The sequence below is a fragment of the Bradyrhizobium sp. Pha-3 genome, from assembly GCF_042258325.1.
In the GTDB taxonomy this organism is placed as follows: Bacteria; Pseudomonadota; Alphaproteobacteria; order Rhizobiales; family Xanthobacteraceae; genus Bradyrhizobium; species Bradyrhizobium elkanii.
In genome coordinates this window covers 4,679,773-4,693,296 of the sequence record NZ_CP170151.1, presented here as the reverse complement: position 1 = coordinate 4,693,296, position 13,524 = coordinate 4,679,773, and the positions used below count along the sequence as shown (strand labels likewise).

Annotated in this window: 10 protein-coding genes; 7 read left to right on the top strand and 3 right to left on the bottom strand. The window is 65.0% G+C overall.

The genetic code is table 11. The features are described from left to right. Positions 1–18: 18 nt before the first annotated feature. Positions 19–1,083 carry a carbon-nitrogen hydrolase family protein gene (locus ACE10X_RS21965; RefSeq protein WP_038386305.1) on the bottom strand — a complete coding sequence of 355 codons (1,065 nt, stop codon included), beginning with the start codon at positions 1,081–1,083 and terminating at the stop codon, positions 19–21. Between the two features lie 272 nt (positions 1,084–1,355). Here ACE10X_RS21965 and ACE10X_RS21960 point away from each other — a divergent pair, with 272 nt between their 5' ends. The 3 genes from ACE10X_RS21960 to ACE10X_RS21950 all read left to right on the top strand — a co-directional run bounded on the left by ACE10X_RS21960 (position 1,356) and on the right by ACE10X_RS21950 (position 4,306). After that, entirely contained in the window at positions 1,356–2,306 is a 951-nt protein-coding gene (locus ACE10X_RS21960) for a LysR family transcriptional regulator (protein ID WP_038386304.1), read from the top strand. A 77-nt stretch (positions 2,307–2,383) separates the two neighbouring features. Further along, a complete protein-coding gene (locus ACE10X_RS21955) occupies positions 2,384–2,710 on the top strand; it encodes a DUF485 domain-containing protein (RefSeq protein ID WP_080583430.1) in 327 nt (108 codons plus the stop codon). A gap of 12 nt (positions 2,711–2,722) precedes the next feature. Further along, positions 2,723–4,306, top strand: coding sequence for a cation acetate symporter (locus ACE10X_RS21950; RefSeq protein ID WP_375764561.1), 1,584 nt, complete (start codon positions 2,723–2,725; stop codon positions 4,304–4,306). A 217-nt stretch (positions 4,307–4,523) separates the two neighbouring features. Here ACE10X_RS21950 and glmU read toward each other — a convergent pair whose 3' ends face one another. Then, the gene (gene glmU / locus ACE10X_RS21945) at positions 4,524–5,882 is read right to left on the bottom strand and encodes a bifunctional UDP-N-acetylglucosamine diphosphorylase/glucosamine-1-phosphate N-acetyltransferase GlmU (RefSeq protein WP_038386303.1); all 1,359 of its coding nucleotides are present in this window, start codon (positions 5,880–5,882) and stop codon (positions 4,524–4,526) included. A gap of 183 nt (positions 5,883–6,065) precedes the next feature. Between glmU and ACE10X_RS21940 the strand changes: the two genes are divergently transcribed. Together ACE10X_RS21940 and ACE10X_RS21935 are read left to right on the top strand one after the other, a co-directional pair. Next, positions 6,066–7,430 carry a hypothetical protein gene (locus ACE10X_RS21940; protein WP_304555451.1) on the top strand — a complete coding sequence of 455 codons (1,365 nt, stop codon included), beginning with the start codon at positions 6,066–6,068 and terminating at the stop codon, positions 7,428–7,430. Positions 7,431–7,524: 94 nt separating this feature from the next. Beyond that, positions 7,525–7,905 carry a hypothetical protein gene (locus tag ACE10X_RS21935; protein ID WP_018271584.1) on the top strand — a complete coding sequence of 127 codons (381 nt, stop codon included), beginning with the start codon at positions 7,525–7,527 and terminating at the stop codon, positions 7,903–7,905. Here ACE10X_RS21935 and ACE10X_RS21930 read toward each other — a convergent pair. Next, positions 7,865–9,493: a beta-1,6-glucan synthase gene (locus ACE10X_RS21930; protein WP_038388786.1), complete on the bottom strand. Its 1,629-nt coding sequence runs from the start codon at positions 9,491–9,493 to the stop codon at positions 7,865–7,867. The two genes, ACE10X_RS21935 and ACE10X_RS21930, sit on opposite strands and share 41 nt — an antisense overlap. Before the next feature lie 245 nt (positions 9,494–9,738). On the opposite strand from ACE10X_RS21930, the gene ACE10X_RS21925 reads away from it, so the two are divergent. Further along, positions 9,739–10,350: a hypothetical protein gene (locus ACE10X_RS21925; RefSeq protein ID WP_038388785.1), complete on the top strand. Its 612-nt coding sequence runs from the start codon at positions 9,739–9,741 to the stop codon at positions 10,348–10,350. 194 nt (positions 10,351–10,544) lie between these two features. Continuing rightward, positions 10,545–13,394 carry a glycosyltransferase gene (locus ACE10X_RS21920; RefSeq protein ID WP_038388784.1) on the top strand — a complete coding sequence of 950 codons (2,850 nt, stop codon included), beginning with the start codon at positions 10,545–10,547 and terminating at the stop codon, positions 13,392–13,394. The last annotated feature ends 130 nt before the right edge of the window (positions 13,395–13,524 follow it).

The following is a 13,524-nucleotide window of genomic DNA, read 5'->3' as shown; positions in this document are numbered from 1 at the left end:
AGCAGCACCAGCTCCTCGTCAGCTCCGGCGGTCGCGCCCCTGACCGTTCGAGCCGGCGTCGGCATCGACTGACAGAATTGCCGCGTCTTGCGTATCCGCTATTGGCTGCTCTGCATCGCGGAATCGTGCGGGGGTCAACCGGCTGCGGTCGACCGTCACGCCAAAGATGTCGAAGCGGTTGTAGTAGCCGACCACGTCATGAAACTGTTTCGGCTCGACGCATCGATTGAGGTCGATCTCCGCATAGGCGATCCCCTCCTCGTCCTGCAATGCATCGGCGAAGACGCTGCCCGTCGGATCGACGAAGAAGCTCGCCGCACGTGGTGTCTGGTCGATCACGTCGGCGATCGTTCGATCGCGTTCGATGAGGAAGGCACGCATCGCCTGGTCCATGTAGCCGGCGGTGACGATCCCGAATACCTTGGCTTCGAAGCAGTGGGCGCTGGCCCGGATGCGGTTGGCGGCCACGTTGTCGAAATTGCCGCCGCCTGCCGGGCGCCGGGTGGGCCACATCGGCGGCCAGCTCGAAATGTGCACCTGCTCGCCCTGCGCCATCAGCGCGAAGCGTGCCAATGGATTGGTATTCTCGCCGCAAATCAATCCGCCGATCCGGCCCTGCCGCGTCTCCGCGACCTTAAGGCCCGCACCATCCCCGGACGACCACACCAGCTTCTCATAGAAGGTCGGAACCAGCTTACGGTGATGGATGAGAATTTCACCGGTCTCGCCGATCAGCAGGTTCGAGTTCCACAGCCCCCCGACGCTGACGGCCGAGCGCTCGCTGATGCCGATCGAGACGGTGACGCCGAGGGCGCGCGCCTCGGCGCACAGCCGCGCCACTTCCGGTCCGTCCGCCAGCACGGATTGCTCCGCCATGCGCACGAACAGATCGTGGTTGTCGATCGGAGGCCACAGCGCGGCCCAGACCGGAAAGGCGGGAATGTAGGTCTCGGGAAACGCGATCAGCTCGGCGCCGGCCCTGGCCGCCTCGCGAATGATGGCGATCGCCTTTTCGGTGGTCGCCCAGCTGTCGAGGAAGACGGGTGCGACGTGGACGGCAGCAGCCTTGAAACGAGGGAGCATGTCGAAAATCCCGGCTAGGCGTTTTCCAGCGAAGTGGATACCGGTTCGCGTGACGAAAACGCGTCAAAACAAATCTGGAGCCCCGTTCCGATCCAATCGGAACGGAAGGCTCTAGGATGAGGGGAGCGAAGCGGTATCATCCCTGCCTTGCCGGCGTGCATGGGAATTGTCGCAAGGTCGGTTGCGAAGGATCGGAACCGCCACGCGCTGGAACGGGAATTGCTTTGCTGACAAGGGCCGCAATCTCAACGGCCGCAACCTGGAGGCAGATCATGTTCGACACGATCAACTGGGACGATCTGCGGGTGTTTCTCTGCGCCGCCCGCGCCGGGAATTTGAGCCAAACAGCAAAGCGGCTGCGGCTCGACCATTCCACCGTCAGCCGTCGCATCGCCCAGATGGAAGCTTCCCTCGGGGTTGCGGTGTTCGAACGCCACCGCACCGGGCTCAAGCTGAACGAGGTCGGCGAGCGGTTGTTGCGTCATGCCGAGCGGGTCGAGAGCGCGGTGATCGCCATTCGCGAGGAGGCCAGCGCCAGCGACACCCAGGAGCTCGTCGGGACCGTGCGGCTCGCCACCATGGAGGGGATCGCCTCGCTCTATCTGGCGCAACGCTTTGCCAAGCTGCGACGCACCGCGCCACAGCTCACGGTCGAACTCGTCACGTCCGCCCAGACAGTCTACGTCCATAAGCGCGAGGCCGATCTGTTCGTGTCCTTCTTCCGGCCACCTGGTCCCGGCCTGATCTCGGAGCGCATCGGCAAGTTTCGGCTCGGGCTATTCGCGAGCCAGGACTATCTCGACAATCATGGGACGCCCGCAAGCCTGCGCGACCTGCAGGATCATTGGTTCGTGTCCTATATCGAGGACCTGATCCAGGTCGATTCGGTGCGCTGGCTCGCCGACGTCATCGAAGAGCCGAAAATCGCCTTCCACTCCAACAGCATGATCGCGCAGATGAACGCCGCGGCGGGCGGCCTCGGCATCGTGATGCTTCCGAGCTTTGCCACAAGGAACCGGCCCGACCTGATACCCGTGCTGCCCACCCTCGCCGGCACCGTTCGCGAGGTCTGGCTCAACGTCCATGGCGACCTGCAATTCGCCCCGCGCATCCGCGCCGTCCGCGCCTTCCTGAAAAATACCCTGAAGCAGGATCCCGACATGCAGGTCACGCTGGCCGATGTCGTGCCGCAGCCGCGCACAGCAGATTGCAAAAATCCATAATTCCCTTCCGTCAGACCCCGGCTGAAGCTCGTCCGATTGGCGCAAGCAGAGCGCGCTGAAGTTTTGAGGGGGCCGATATGAACGTGGTTATTCCCGGCAATGCCGATCCGGCGCAGAGCGGCGGCGCATTGGCCAAGAAACCGGCCAAGAAAGCGGCCGAGCAACTGGCCAAGAAGCGGCTGACCGTCGCGCTCGTTCTGAGCGTCGCGATGATCGCGATCTATTTCGGCTTCATGGGGCTTTTCGCGTTCGACAAGCCGCTGCTCGGCACCATCCTGATGCCCGGCCTGTCGCTTTGTATCGTGCTCGGCCCGCTCGTCATCATCTCTTCCTTCGTGCTCTGCCTGATCTACGTGCTGTGGGCGAACCGGGTGTTCGACGCAGGCGTTCGCGAGCTTCGCTAAGGGGACGGGCAAATGGGCAGCAGCACGCTTTCGATCGGGTTCTTCTTCGCCTTCATGACGTTGACGCTGGCGATCACCTATTGGGCTGCGCGGCGCACGCGCACCACCGAGCACTTTTTTGCCGCCGGTGGCCAGGTCACGCCGTGGCAGAACGGCTGGGCACTCGCGGGAGACTTCCTGAGCGCCGCGGCCCTGCTCGGAATTGCCGGCATCGTCACCTCGAATGGCTTCGACGGCATGATCTATTCGATCGGGTGGCTGGTCGGCTGGCCGATCATTCTGTTCCTGATCGTCGAACCATTGCGCAATGTCGGTCGTTTCACCTTCGCCGACGTCGTGGCCTATCGCCTGCGCCAGCGCCCGGTGCGCCTCGCCGGCGCCATCGGTACACTTGCCGTGATCCTGTTCTACCTGATCGCCCAGATGGTCGCGACAGGATCGCTGATCAAGCTGCTGTTCGGCCTGCCCTACACCTGGTCGGTCATCGTCGTCGGCAGTGTGATGCTGGTCTATGTGCTGTTCGGCGGCATGTTGGCGACGACCTGGGTGCAGGTGGTCAAGGCCGTGCTGCTGATGGGCGGCGGCATCCTGCTCGCCTTCCTCGTGTTGACCCATTTCGACATGAACCCGCTGAAGCTGTTCGCCGCGGCGTCCGAGAAATACGGCACCAAGGTGCTGCAGCCGGGATCGAAGGTGGTCTCGGGTCAATGGGATGCCATCTCGCTCGGGCTCGGCCTGATGTTCGGAACCGCCGCGATGCCGCATGTGCTGATGCGGGCCTATACGGTGAAGGATTCCAAAGCCGCACGGCTGTCGATCCTCTATGCCACCGGCCTGATCGGCGTTTTTCATCTCATGGTCTTCATCATCGGCTTTGGCGCCATGGTGCTGGTCGGCCCCGAGGCGGTGGCCAAGGCCGGAGGCGGCGGCAACATGGCAGCGCCCCTGCTCGCACTCACCGTCGGCGGCAATGCGTTCTTCGGCTTCATCTGTGCGGTCGCGTTCGCGACCATGCTCGCCGTCGTCGCGGGGCTGACGCTGTCGGGCGTCGCCACGCTCTGCCACGACGTCTGGACCAACGTGATCCGGAACGGAACCGCTCAGGAGGCCGAGCAGCTCAAGGTCGCGCGGGTCGCGACTGTTCTGATTTCCATCCTCGCCATCGGCCTGGGCATCGCGTTCGAAGGCCAGAATGTCGCCTTCATGGCGGGACTTGCGTTCTCGATCGCCTGCGCCGCCAACTTCCCGTCGCTCGTGCTCGCCATCACCTGGCGCCACTTCACGACGCCTGCTGCCGTGGCGAGCATCCTTGTCGGTACGCTGAGCTCGCTGGTGCTGATCTATCTGTCCCCGACCATCCAGGTCGACATTCTCGGCAAGCCGCTCGCCGCGGTCGAGCATCAATGGTGGTTCGTGTCGCTGCGCAATCCGGCGATCATCAGCATGCCGCTATCCTTTGCGGTCGCGATCCTGCTGTCGCTGGTGACCCGGGAGAAGAACGCAAACCTCGCCTTTGACGAGATGCAGCGGCGTATCCTGCTCGGACCGGTCCAGCCGAAGACCGACGAGCCGCGCCAGGCGAAGAATGCGGCATGAACCCCGCCGCCCGATGCGCACATGTGACTCACAGATCGCGCAACACATTGGCTGTCGTCCCGGCGAAAGCCGGGACCCATAACCACCGATGGTCATTGCTTCACGATGCTGGAACGACGAGTGCTGCCCCCAACTTCCGCTGCGGAGTATGGGTCCCGGCTTTCGCCGGGACGACACCTTATCGTTGATACAGGCTCGCAAATATGTCGCGATAAGATCACTTCCCCTTCGCGGCCTTTTCCTTCAGCTTCGCCGTGCGGTAGCGCGCGGCGCCGCCTTCGCGGATGGACTGCTCGCTGCGCTCGAGCGCCATCGCATCGTCAGGAACATCCTTGGTGATCACCGAGCCCGAGCCGATATAGGCGCCCTTGCCGATCGTGACCGGCGCGACCAGCGACGTATTGGTGCCGATGAAGGCGCCCTCGCCGATCAGCGTCTTGTGCTTGAGGAAGCCGTCATAGTTGCAGGTGATGGTGCCGGCACCGAGGTTGGAATTGGCACCGACATGGGCGTCGCCGACATAGGAGAGATGGTTGACCTTGACGCCGGCCTCCAGCCTCGAACCCTTGGTCTCGACGAAATTGCCGATCTTCACGCCGTCGCCGAGCGACGTGCCGGGCCGCAGCCGCGCGTAGGGTCCGAGCTCCACCTTCTTTCCGAGCGTAGCCTGGGTGATGTGCGAGAAGGAATGGATCACGGCGCCGTCGTCGATCGACACGCCGGGACCGATCACCACGAACGGCTCGATCGTGACGTCCTTGCCGAATTTGGTGTCGGCGGCGAGATAGACGGTATCCGGGGCGATCAGGGTCACGCCGGCCTCGAGCGCCTGCTTGCGCAGCCGCGCCTGCATCACGGCCTCGGCCTCGGCGAGCTGCGTCTTGGTGTTGATGCCGCGCACTTCATCTTCGCTGGTCTCGATCACGACGGCCTCCAGTCCGAGTTCCCTGACAATGCCGACGGCATCGGTCAGATAATATTCGCCCTTGGCGTTGGCATTGCCGATCTTCTCGATGATCGCGAGCGCCTTCTTGCCGTCGAACGCCATCACGCCGGCATTGCACAGCGTGATCTTGCGCTCTTCGGCGCTGGCATCGGCCTGCTCGCGGATCGCAACCAGCTTGCCGTTCTCGACCACCAGCCGGCCGTAGCCGGCCGGGTCGGCGGCATGAAAGCCGAGCACCGCAAGCGCCGCGCCGTCGCGCAGCGGCGCGCGCATACGGGCAAAGGTCTCGGCCGAGATCAGCGGTGTGTCGCCGAATGCGATCAAGAGGTCGTCGGCGCCGCGGGCGATCGCCTCGCGCGCCGCCAGCACCGCATGCGCGGTGCCGAGCCGTTCGCGCTGCACGAAGGCCTGCGCGTCGGGCCGCACCCTGCGCGCCTCGGCGGCGACCGCCTCATGATCCGGGCCGATCACGACCGCCAGCTGCGATCCCTCGCCGGAGGCGGCGGCATCGAGCACGTGCGCCAGCAGCGGCTGCCCGGCCACGGGGTGCAGCACCTTCGGCAGCGACGAGCGCATCCGCGTGCCCTCACCGGCCGCAAGCACCACTGTCAGGCTCGTTCGCGCAGTCATTCGCAATCCTCGATGTCGCGCGCAGTTCGCTGCGCAAAGCTCTCTTCGAGGCCGTCTTTAATTGTTTTCCCCGGCAGAAGAAACCGATTCGCCTCCGGGGCGCTCCGGATTCAAGTTCCCGGTCCATTTCCTGTTAATCTTTGCCTCGTGATTCGGCGGGCCTTGAGGAGGGCCAAGCGGGCTTTGGCCAAAGATCGCGACAATCTGGCGGCGGAATTCGACACCGAGAGCACCACCGGCTTTTTGGCCGAGGAGGAAGCTCTGGATCGCCGCATGCTGTGGCGGCTCGGTTCGTGGGGCGTCGCCGCGGTCGGCGCCGTCACCGTCGCGGTGATGGCCAACCAGTCGGCGCTGACGCTGCGGCGCGACCAGGTCGCCGCCGCGGACCTTGCACGACAGGCCCAGCAGTTGCAGACGCTGGCGAAGGAGAGCCACAACGAGACGCGCCGGCTGGCGTCCGCGATCGATACGCTCAACGGCGACCACGACCGGCTGTATTCGCGCGTCACCACGCTGGAGCAGGGTCTCGACTCCGTGACCGGCGCGATCGCCAGGCAGCCGCCGGCACCGTCGCCCTTGGCAGCGGCGCCCGGCACCTCGCCCGCAACCGCCAGTTCGCCCCCCGCCGCCTCCGCGCCAACCGTTGCCGCTGTCGCAACGACGCCGCCGGTCGCATTGGACAAGCCGGCGGCGATCGACAAGCTGCCCGCAGCCGGCGACAGCAAGGCGACTTGGCCGATCGAGAAGCCGGTTGCGGCGGCCGAAAAGCCCGTGACGGCCGACAAGAAACCGGCGGCCGCCAAGCCGCAAGCCGCCGCGGAGAAGCCGCCAGCCTCCGACAATTCGTCGCCGAATTCCGCCTCCGCCGCATCGATCGCCAGTCCGATGAGCGCCGCGGCGGCCAGCGCCGAGAATGCACCCGCTGCGCCGGCGCCGATCGCGGACAAGCCGCCTGCCGACAAGCCGGTCCTGGCATCGCTCGATCCTGCGGCGAACAAGGCAACCGAAGCGGTCAAGCCGCCGACCGCCAACGATGTCACCGCCGCACCAATCCCTCCGCTGGTGATCACAGCGGATCCGGACTCCGAGGACGATGCGCCGCAGGCACAGATCCACCGCACCGAGTTCGGCGTCGATCTCGGCACGGCCAATTCGGTCAATGGTCTGCGCGCGCTGTGGCGCGGCCTGCTGAAGTCGAAGGCGAACGCGCCGCTGGCGGCGCTGCGGCCGATCATCGTGATCAAGGAGAACAGCAACGGGCTCGGCATGCAGTTGCGCCTGGTGGCGGGACCGCTGAACGACGCCGGCACCGCCGCCAGGATCTGCGCGGGCCTCAACCTGGTGCAGCGGACCTGCGAGACGGCAATCTATGACGGCCAGCGGCTGGCCCTCAACGAGCCACCCGCCGGAGCCAAGCCGGCGCCATCGCATCGGCGGGCCGTGCCGAAGCGCGCCGTCGCACCGCCGCCATCGCCGCAGCCGGTCGCGGAGGACAAGAAGCCGGAGCCGACCACGATCTCCTCGATGTTCCGGCGGAACAGCCAATAATCTTGCTAGCCAAGGGATTGCGGCCGGATTTTCAACCGATTTCGATGCTCCGACCGAGCTTGTCCTGCAACCCGATCCCGACCATAGTGCCGCGATGACAAAACCTCCGTTCCGCCTCTCACCCTATCAGGTCCAGTTCCTGATGGTCGTGGGCTTCGTCACCGTCGGCTACGCGCTCTACGTGCGCTATCTGGCAATCGAGTTCTCTCCCGTTGCGCTGGCCTGCGATGCCGGCACGCAGACCATGCTCTGCAAGGCTCGCGCGCTGTCGACCGTCCTGTTCAAGAACTCGGTGTTCGGGATCACCGCGCTGGTAATCGCGGTGCTCAACCTGACGCGGCCGTCGATCGTGCTGCTCACCGTCGGCTTGATCGCTGCGGGGCTCGGGATCGTGCTCTACAACGTCGTGCTGTCGGGGCTTGCGATCGGGCTGTTCATCCTGGGTTTTGCGCGGCCCGCGCCCGCCACAGCGTAGCGGCAAGCAAAAGGTACATCACGCAGGTCCAGTCCGACTGCCAGTTGATCGTACCCTCATTGTAGATCGTGTAGAGGGCGGCGATCGCCAACAGGCCGGCGAATACGGATTCCGCGAGCGGCCGGATGCCTTCCTTCGGGCGATTGAGCATGGTCAGCAGCGCGAATGGCACCACCGCCATGGTCAGCGAGGCATACGGGAAGTCGCGGTAGCGCGGATCGAAGGTGAAGCCGAGCGCGGTTTCGGCAGCAATCACCGTGGTGATGATCAGCACAATCGCCAGCACCGCGCCGATCACGCCCTTGCCGCGATAGTCGCGCGGCCCGATCAACTCCAGGAAGGTCGGCAGCGACCGCCCGGCGATCAGCGCATGCGCCGTCAGCAGTGGCGCGGCAATGCCCACCGCGAGCAGCACGCCCCAATGCAGCCAGCCGCCGACGCCGTAGCTCTCGTAATACATCTTGTCGCCGGCAATCCCGAGCAGCGCCCCCGCCGTCGTCGCCGAAATGGCGACCGCGATCCAGGCCGACGGCCGCGGCGTCCAGGGCCGGCGGCGCAGCGTCAGCCAGGCCGCGAGGAAGGTGGCGACGGACAGCGCCATGCCGCCCGCCATCTGCAGCTTCCAGTCCGGATAGTTCGTGATAGCAACTCCGGGCGGATATTTCACCTGCCGCTTGACCGAATCGAACAGGCCCCAATTGCCGCCGACCGTGCCCTCGAGCTTGCGCTTCCAAGGCTGGTCGTAGGCCTCGATCAGGTTGACCCGAAAGCCCTCGCGCTTGGCGAGGTCGAGGATCTCGGACACCACCCGCGCCTGGTTGGTGCGCGACGGCAATGCGCCCTCCCGCATCCGCCCCTGGCTCGGCCAGCCGGTCTCGCCGATCAGGATCTCCTTGCCCGGGAATGTCACCGCCATCCGCTTGCGGATATCGTCGACATGCGCCGCGGCGTACTTCGCCTTGACCGGGATGTCCTCCCAATAGGGCAGGATGTGAATGGTGACGAAATCGACCGCGTCATAAATCTCGCGGTTCTTCACCCAGTATTCCCAGACGTCGGCATAGGTGACAGGAAGATTGCCCGCCGCCGCCTTCACCGCGCGGATGTTGCCGGCAAGATCGGTGGCGGTCATCTCGCCGCGCAGCAGCACCTCGTTGCCGACGATCAGCGAGGTGACGACGCCAGGATACTCCTTGGCGAGCCGCACCGCGATCGCGATCTGCTGCAAATTCTTGAAGCGGTTGCTGCTGAGCCAGATGCCCTGCATCACCTTCAGCCCGACCTTGGCCGCAACGCCGGGGACCTGGTCGAGGCCGTTCTCGATCGAATAGGTGCGCACGCAGTCGGTGACCTTGGCGAGATCGGTCAGATCCTGCTCGATCTGCTCGACTGGAATCTGGGTGGTGGGATCCAGCGGCGTCTGCGCGCCGCGGAACGGCGTATAGGACACGCATTGCAGCTTTGCAGCGGGATCGATCGGCGCGCGCACGAGCGTAATCGGCGTGGCGAGCCACCACCACACGGATGCAATCACGGCGAGCGAGATCAGGAGAAGCGCCAGCGGCGTACGAAGCGAAATCGGTTCCATCCTCCGGGGGACCGTCGAATTAGCCGGTCACAGCCCATCTGCCAAGAGCGGGATTAGGTCAATACCGTGGTTGTCCTGCGACAGTTTTGCGCTGGGCCGATAAAGTTGTGAGTTCGCTGGACAAAATACCAAATTCCAGTCATGGGATTCCGCCAGAGTCTCCGCCGCACTGGAGACCTATTTGGACGGCATCACGCGAGCCGTTAGGATGATCCCGCGGGGGCAGGAACATTATCGGGGAATACATGCGTCGACGGCTGCTTGAGTTGAAGAACACTGCTTTGCGCCACCTTGCCGTAACCGGCCTTGTCACAGGCCTTGCGCTCCTGACCGGGGCCGGCGGCGCTTTCGCCCAGAGCGGCACGCCCAATCCGCCCGACCAGGCCAAGCAGCAGCCTGGACAGGCCGACGCGAACGCCAATGCGGTGCGCGAGGCCAACCAGCGCAAGGTCGAGGAATTCGTCGAGGCCCAGCAGGCCATCAACGGCCCGGCCGGCAACCCGGAATGCGTCTGGCTCGGCCGCCGCGTCGTCCGCCTGATGTGGAACGACGACCTCGACACCGCGTTCCGCCATCTCGACCTCTACGATCGGTTCGGCTGCCCCGGCGGCCACGTCCAGGCGGCGTTCCGCTGCCTGACCCGGTTCGGCGCCCAGATCGACGACAAGGTCCGCGGCAGCCTCGACGGCCGCATCCACGCCTGCTGGATCAATCCGGGCGCGCAGCCCCAGGCCGCGGCGGCCGCCGCTGCTCCGACCCCGGCGCCGGCGACGGCCGGCACCGCGGCACCGGCACCGGCAGCGTCGCCCTCGCCTGCACCGACCCCGTCGGCGTCACCTGCGCCGGCGTCGAAATAGCCGTATCCCGCGACCGGGTCCGGCCGCGAATTTTTTTCGCGGCTGGAACGGCTTGCGCCCTTAAAACGCCATCGCGGCACACCAGTTGTTAAATCGGATGGCGGAGATATCTTTCCCTCCGCCGTCGAATTGGTCGAACCCAGGGGACGGGTTCGCTTAGTCCTCAATCTCAGGCCCCGTATGGTTTAACCGCGATGCGCGCCGTCGTCGCCGTCCTGTTGCTTGTCACCGCCGCCCACGCCGCCCTTTGGGGTCTCTTCCAGGAGAAGCAGTCGGCGCCCGATTTCCGTGGCACGCTGCCGAGCCTGTCCTACGCCCCGTTCGAGTCGGGTCACACGGTCGCCGACGTTGCCGCCGACACCGAGAAGGTGCGCACCGACCTGAAGAAGCTCTCCACGCTCACAAAAGCGGTCCGCCTCTATTCGTCGACGGAAGGCAACGAGCTGGTGCCGCCGGTTGCCGCCGAGTTCGGCATGAAGGTCACGGTTGGCGCGTGGATCGACAAGGACGCCAACCGCAACAACCGCGAGATCGAAGCCGCGATTAACCTGGCCAAGCGCAACAGCAACGTCATCGGCATCGTGGTCGGCAACGAAACCGTGTTCCGCGGCGAACAGGTGCCGCTGGAAAACCTTGGCTCGGTTCCGGAGATCGGCGTGCCGCCCGAGGAGTCCGAACGTATCCTTCGCGAGGAAGCGCAGCGCCTTCACGACGCGGAAATGCAGCCGGATGAAAGCGGCAGCAGCGGCTTGAGCAAGCGCGCTGAAGCGATCAAATGGGCAGTCGCCGAAAACAACGTGCACCGGCTGATCAAGGTGATCCAGCGGGTCAAGAAGTCGGTCAACGTTCCCGTCACCACCGGTGAAATCTGGAACATCTGGCGCGACCATCCGCAGCTCGCCAACTCGTCCGACTTCGTCGCCGCGCACGTGCTGCCCTACTGGGAAAACTTCACCGACAAGCAGGCGGTGGACCAGGCGGTCGACCGCTACAATTTGTTGCGCGACTCCTTCCCCGGCAAACGCATCCTGATCGCCGAATTCGGCTGGCCGAGCCAGGGCTACAATCTGCGCAGCGCCGTTCCCGGCCCGTTCCAGCAGGCCACCGTGCTGCGCAACTTCGTCACCCGCGCCGAAGCCATCGGCATGGACTACAACATCGTCGAGGCGATCGATCAGCCGTGGAAGTTCTTCGAAGGCGGCGTCGGACCCTACTGGGGCATCCTCAATGCCGACCGCGAGCCAAAGTTCGCCTGGACCGGTCCGGTCACCGATCCGAACTACTGGAAGATCGCGCTGGTCGCCGTGCTGGTCGGACTGTTCATGTCGCTGCCGATCCTGCGGCTGGACCAGCCGACCGTGATGCAGGCGCTGCTGCTGTCGGCGGCCGCCAACGGTGTGGGCGCCTGGGTCGCGACCGTGTTCTCCTACTGGACCACGCACTACTTCGTCTGGGGTTCGGCCTTCGCGCTCAGCCTCGGCCTGGTGCTGCTGGTTCCGCTGGTCCTGATCGCGATGGCGCGAATCGAGGAGATCGCGGCGGTGGCGTTCGGCCGCGGCCCGCGCCGGCTGATCGGCAAGAGCGCGCCGCTCGCGCCCGCCACGATCGGCGAGAACGTGAAGTTTCCGAAGGTCTCGATCCACATCCCGGCCTATTTCGAGCCGGTCGAGATGCTGAAGCAGACGCTCGATGCGGTGTCGCGGCTCGACTATCCGAACTTCGAGTGCGTCTGCATCATCAACAACACGCCCGATCCCGACTTCTGGCGGCCGATCCAGGACCACTGCCGGCTGCTCGGCGAGCGCTTCAAGTTCATCAATGCCGAGAAGGTGCAGGGCTTCAAGGCCGGCGCGCTGCGCATCGCGATGGACCGCACCGCGGCGGATGCCGAGATCATCGGCATCATCGATGCCGACTATGTCGTGCATCCGGACTGGCTGAAGGATCTCGTGCCGGCGTTTGCCGATCCGCGCGTCGGCCTCGTGCAGGCGCCGCAGGAGCATCGCGACGGCGATCGCTCGCTGATGCACTACATCATGAACGGCGAATATGCCGGGTTCTTCGACATCGGCATGGTCCAGCGCAACGAGTTCAACGCCATCATCGTGCACGGCACGATGTGCCTGATCCGCCGCGCCGCGATGGACAAGGCAGGCGGCTGGTCCAGCGACACGATCTGCGAGGACACCGATCTCGGCCTCTCGATCCAGCAGCAGGGCTGGCTCACGCACTACACCAATGTACGTTACGGCGAAGGCCTGCTGCCCGACACCTATGAGGCCTTCAAGAAGCAGCGGCATCGCTGGGCCTATGGCGGCTTCCAGATCGTCAAGAAGCACTGGCGGCGTTTCCTGCCCGGCGCCAGCCGGCTGACGCCCGATCAGCGCCGCGAATTTTCGCTGGGCTGGCTCAACTGGCTCGGCGCCGAAAGCCTCGGCGTCGTGGTTGCGATCCTCAATCTGATCTGGGTGCCGATCGTCGCCTTTGCCGACATCGCGATCCCCGACAAGATTTTGACGCTGCCGATCATCGCCTCCTTCATCGTCTCGCTGGTGCATTTCGTCGCGCTCTACCGGCTGCGCGTGAATATCAAGGCAGGCCAGATGTTAGGGGCCATGATCGCGGCGATGAGCGTGCAGTGGACGGTGTCGCGCGCGGTGGCACAGGGCCTGATCACCGAGCATCTCGCGTTCGCTCGCACCTCCAAGGGCGGCTTGTCGCGGATGTCGATCGAGTTCCAGGCGTTCTGGGAAGCCGTGATCGGCGTGCTGTTGCTGATCGGCGCCGTCGTGCTTGTCGTCACCAACGGCTACAAGCAGGTGCGCGAGATCTACATCTTTGCCGGCGTCCTGGTGTTGCAGAGCCTGCCATTCCTGGCGGCGGTCTCCATCGCGATCCTGGAAAATTCGCGGATCAACGAGTTCGCATTCTGGCGCAACAGCGCGATCCGGACCGCGGAACTGATCGGGTTGCGCCCGGTCAGCCTGCCCTCGGTCGCCGCCCCGTCGCAGCCGGTCGGCTCGGAAATCCGCCGCGACAACTAGCGCCTGATTTAGCCGACTTCAAGAAACGGCCCTAACCGCAGGCGCCGGAACGGCAAATCCGGTGCGCCGGTGCACAATTGAGCGCCCCTCGGCTATTGACCCGATGGGCCCTGCCCCCTACACAGCGCGG

Excerpts from the sequence above, each read along its gene's own strand:
- ACE10X_RS21930 (WP_038388786.1), bottom strand. The coding sequence starts at position 9,493 with ATGGAACCGATTTCGCTTCGTACGCCGCTGGCGCTTCTCCTGATCTCG.
- ACE10X_RS21965 (WP_038386305.1), bottom strand. The coding sequence starts at position 1,083 with ATGCTCCCTCGTTTCAAGGCTGCTGCCGTCCACGTCGCACCCGTCTTC.
- ACE10X_RS21960 (WP_038386304.1), top strand. The coding sequence starts at position 1,356 with ATGTTCGACACGATCAACTGGGACGATCTGCGGGTGTTTCTCTGCGCC.
- ACE10X_RS21925 (WP_038388785.1), top strand. The coding sequence starts at position 9,739 with ATGCGTCGACGGCTGCTTGAGTTGAAGAACACTGCTTTGCGCCACCTT.
- ACE10X_RS21935 (WP_018271584.1), top strand. The coding sequence starts at position 7,525 with ATGACAAAACCTCCGTTCCGCCTCTCACCCTATCAGGTCCAGTTCCTG.
- glmU (WP_038386303.1), bottom strand. The coding sequence starts at position 5,882 with ATGACTGCGCGAACGAGCCTGACAGTGGTGCTTGCGGCCGGTGAGGGC.
- ACE10X_RS21950 (WP_375764561.1), top strand. The coding sequence starts at position 2,723 with ATGGGCAGCAGCACGCTTTCGATCGGGTTCTTCTTCGCCTTCATGACG.
- ACE10X_RS21920 (WP_038388784.1), top strand. The coding sequence starts at position 10,545 with ATGCGCGCCGTCGTCGCCGTCCTGTTGCTTGTCACCGCCGCCCACGCC.
- ACE10X_RS21955 (WP_080583430.1), top strand. The coding sequence starts at position 2,384 with ATGAACGTGGTTATTCCCGGCAATGCCGATCCGGCGCAGAGCGGCGGC.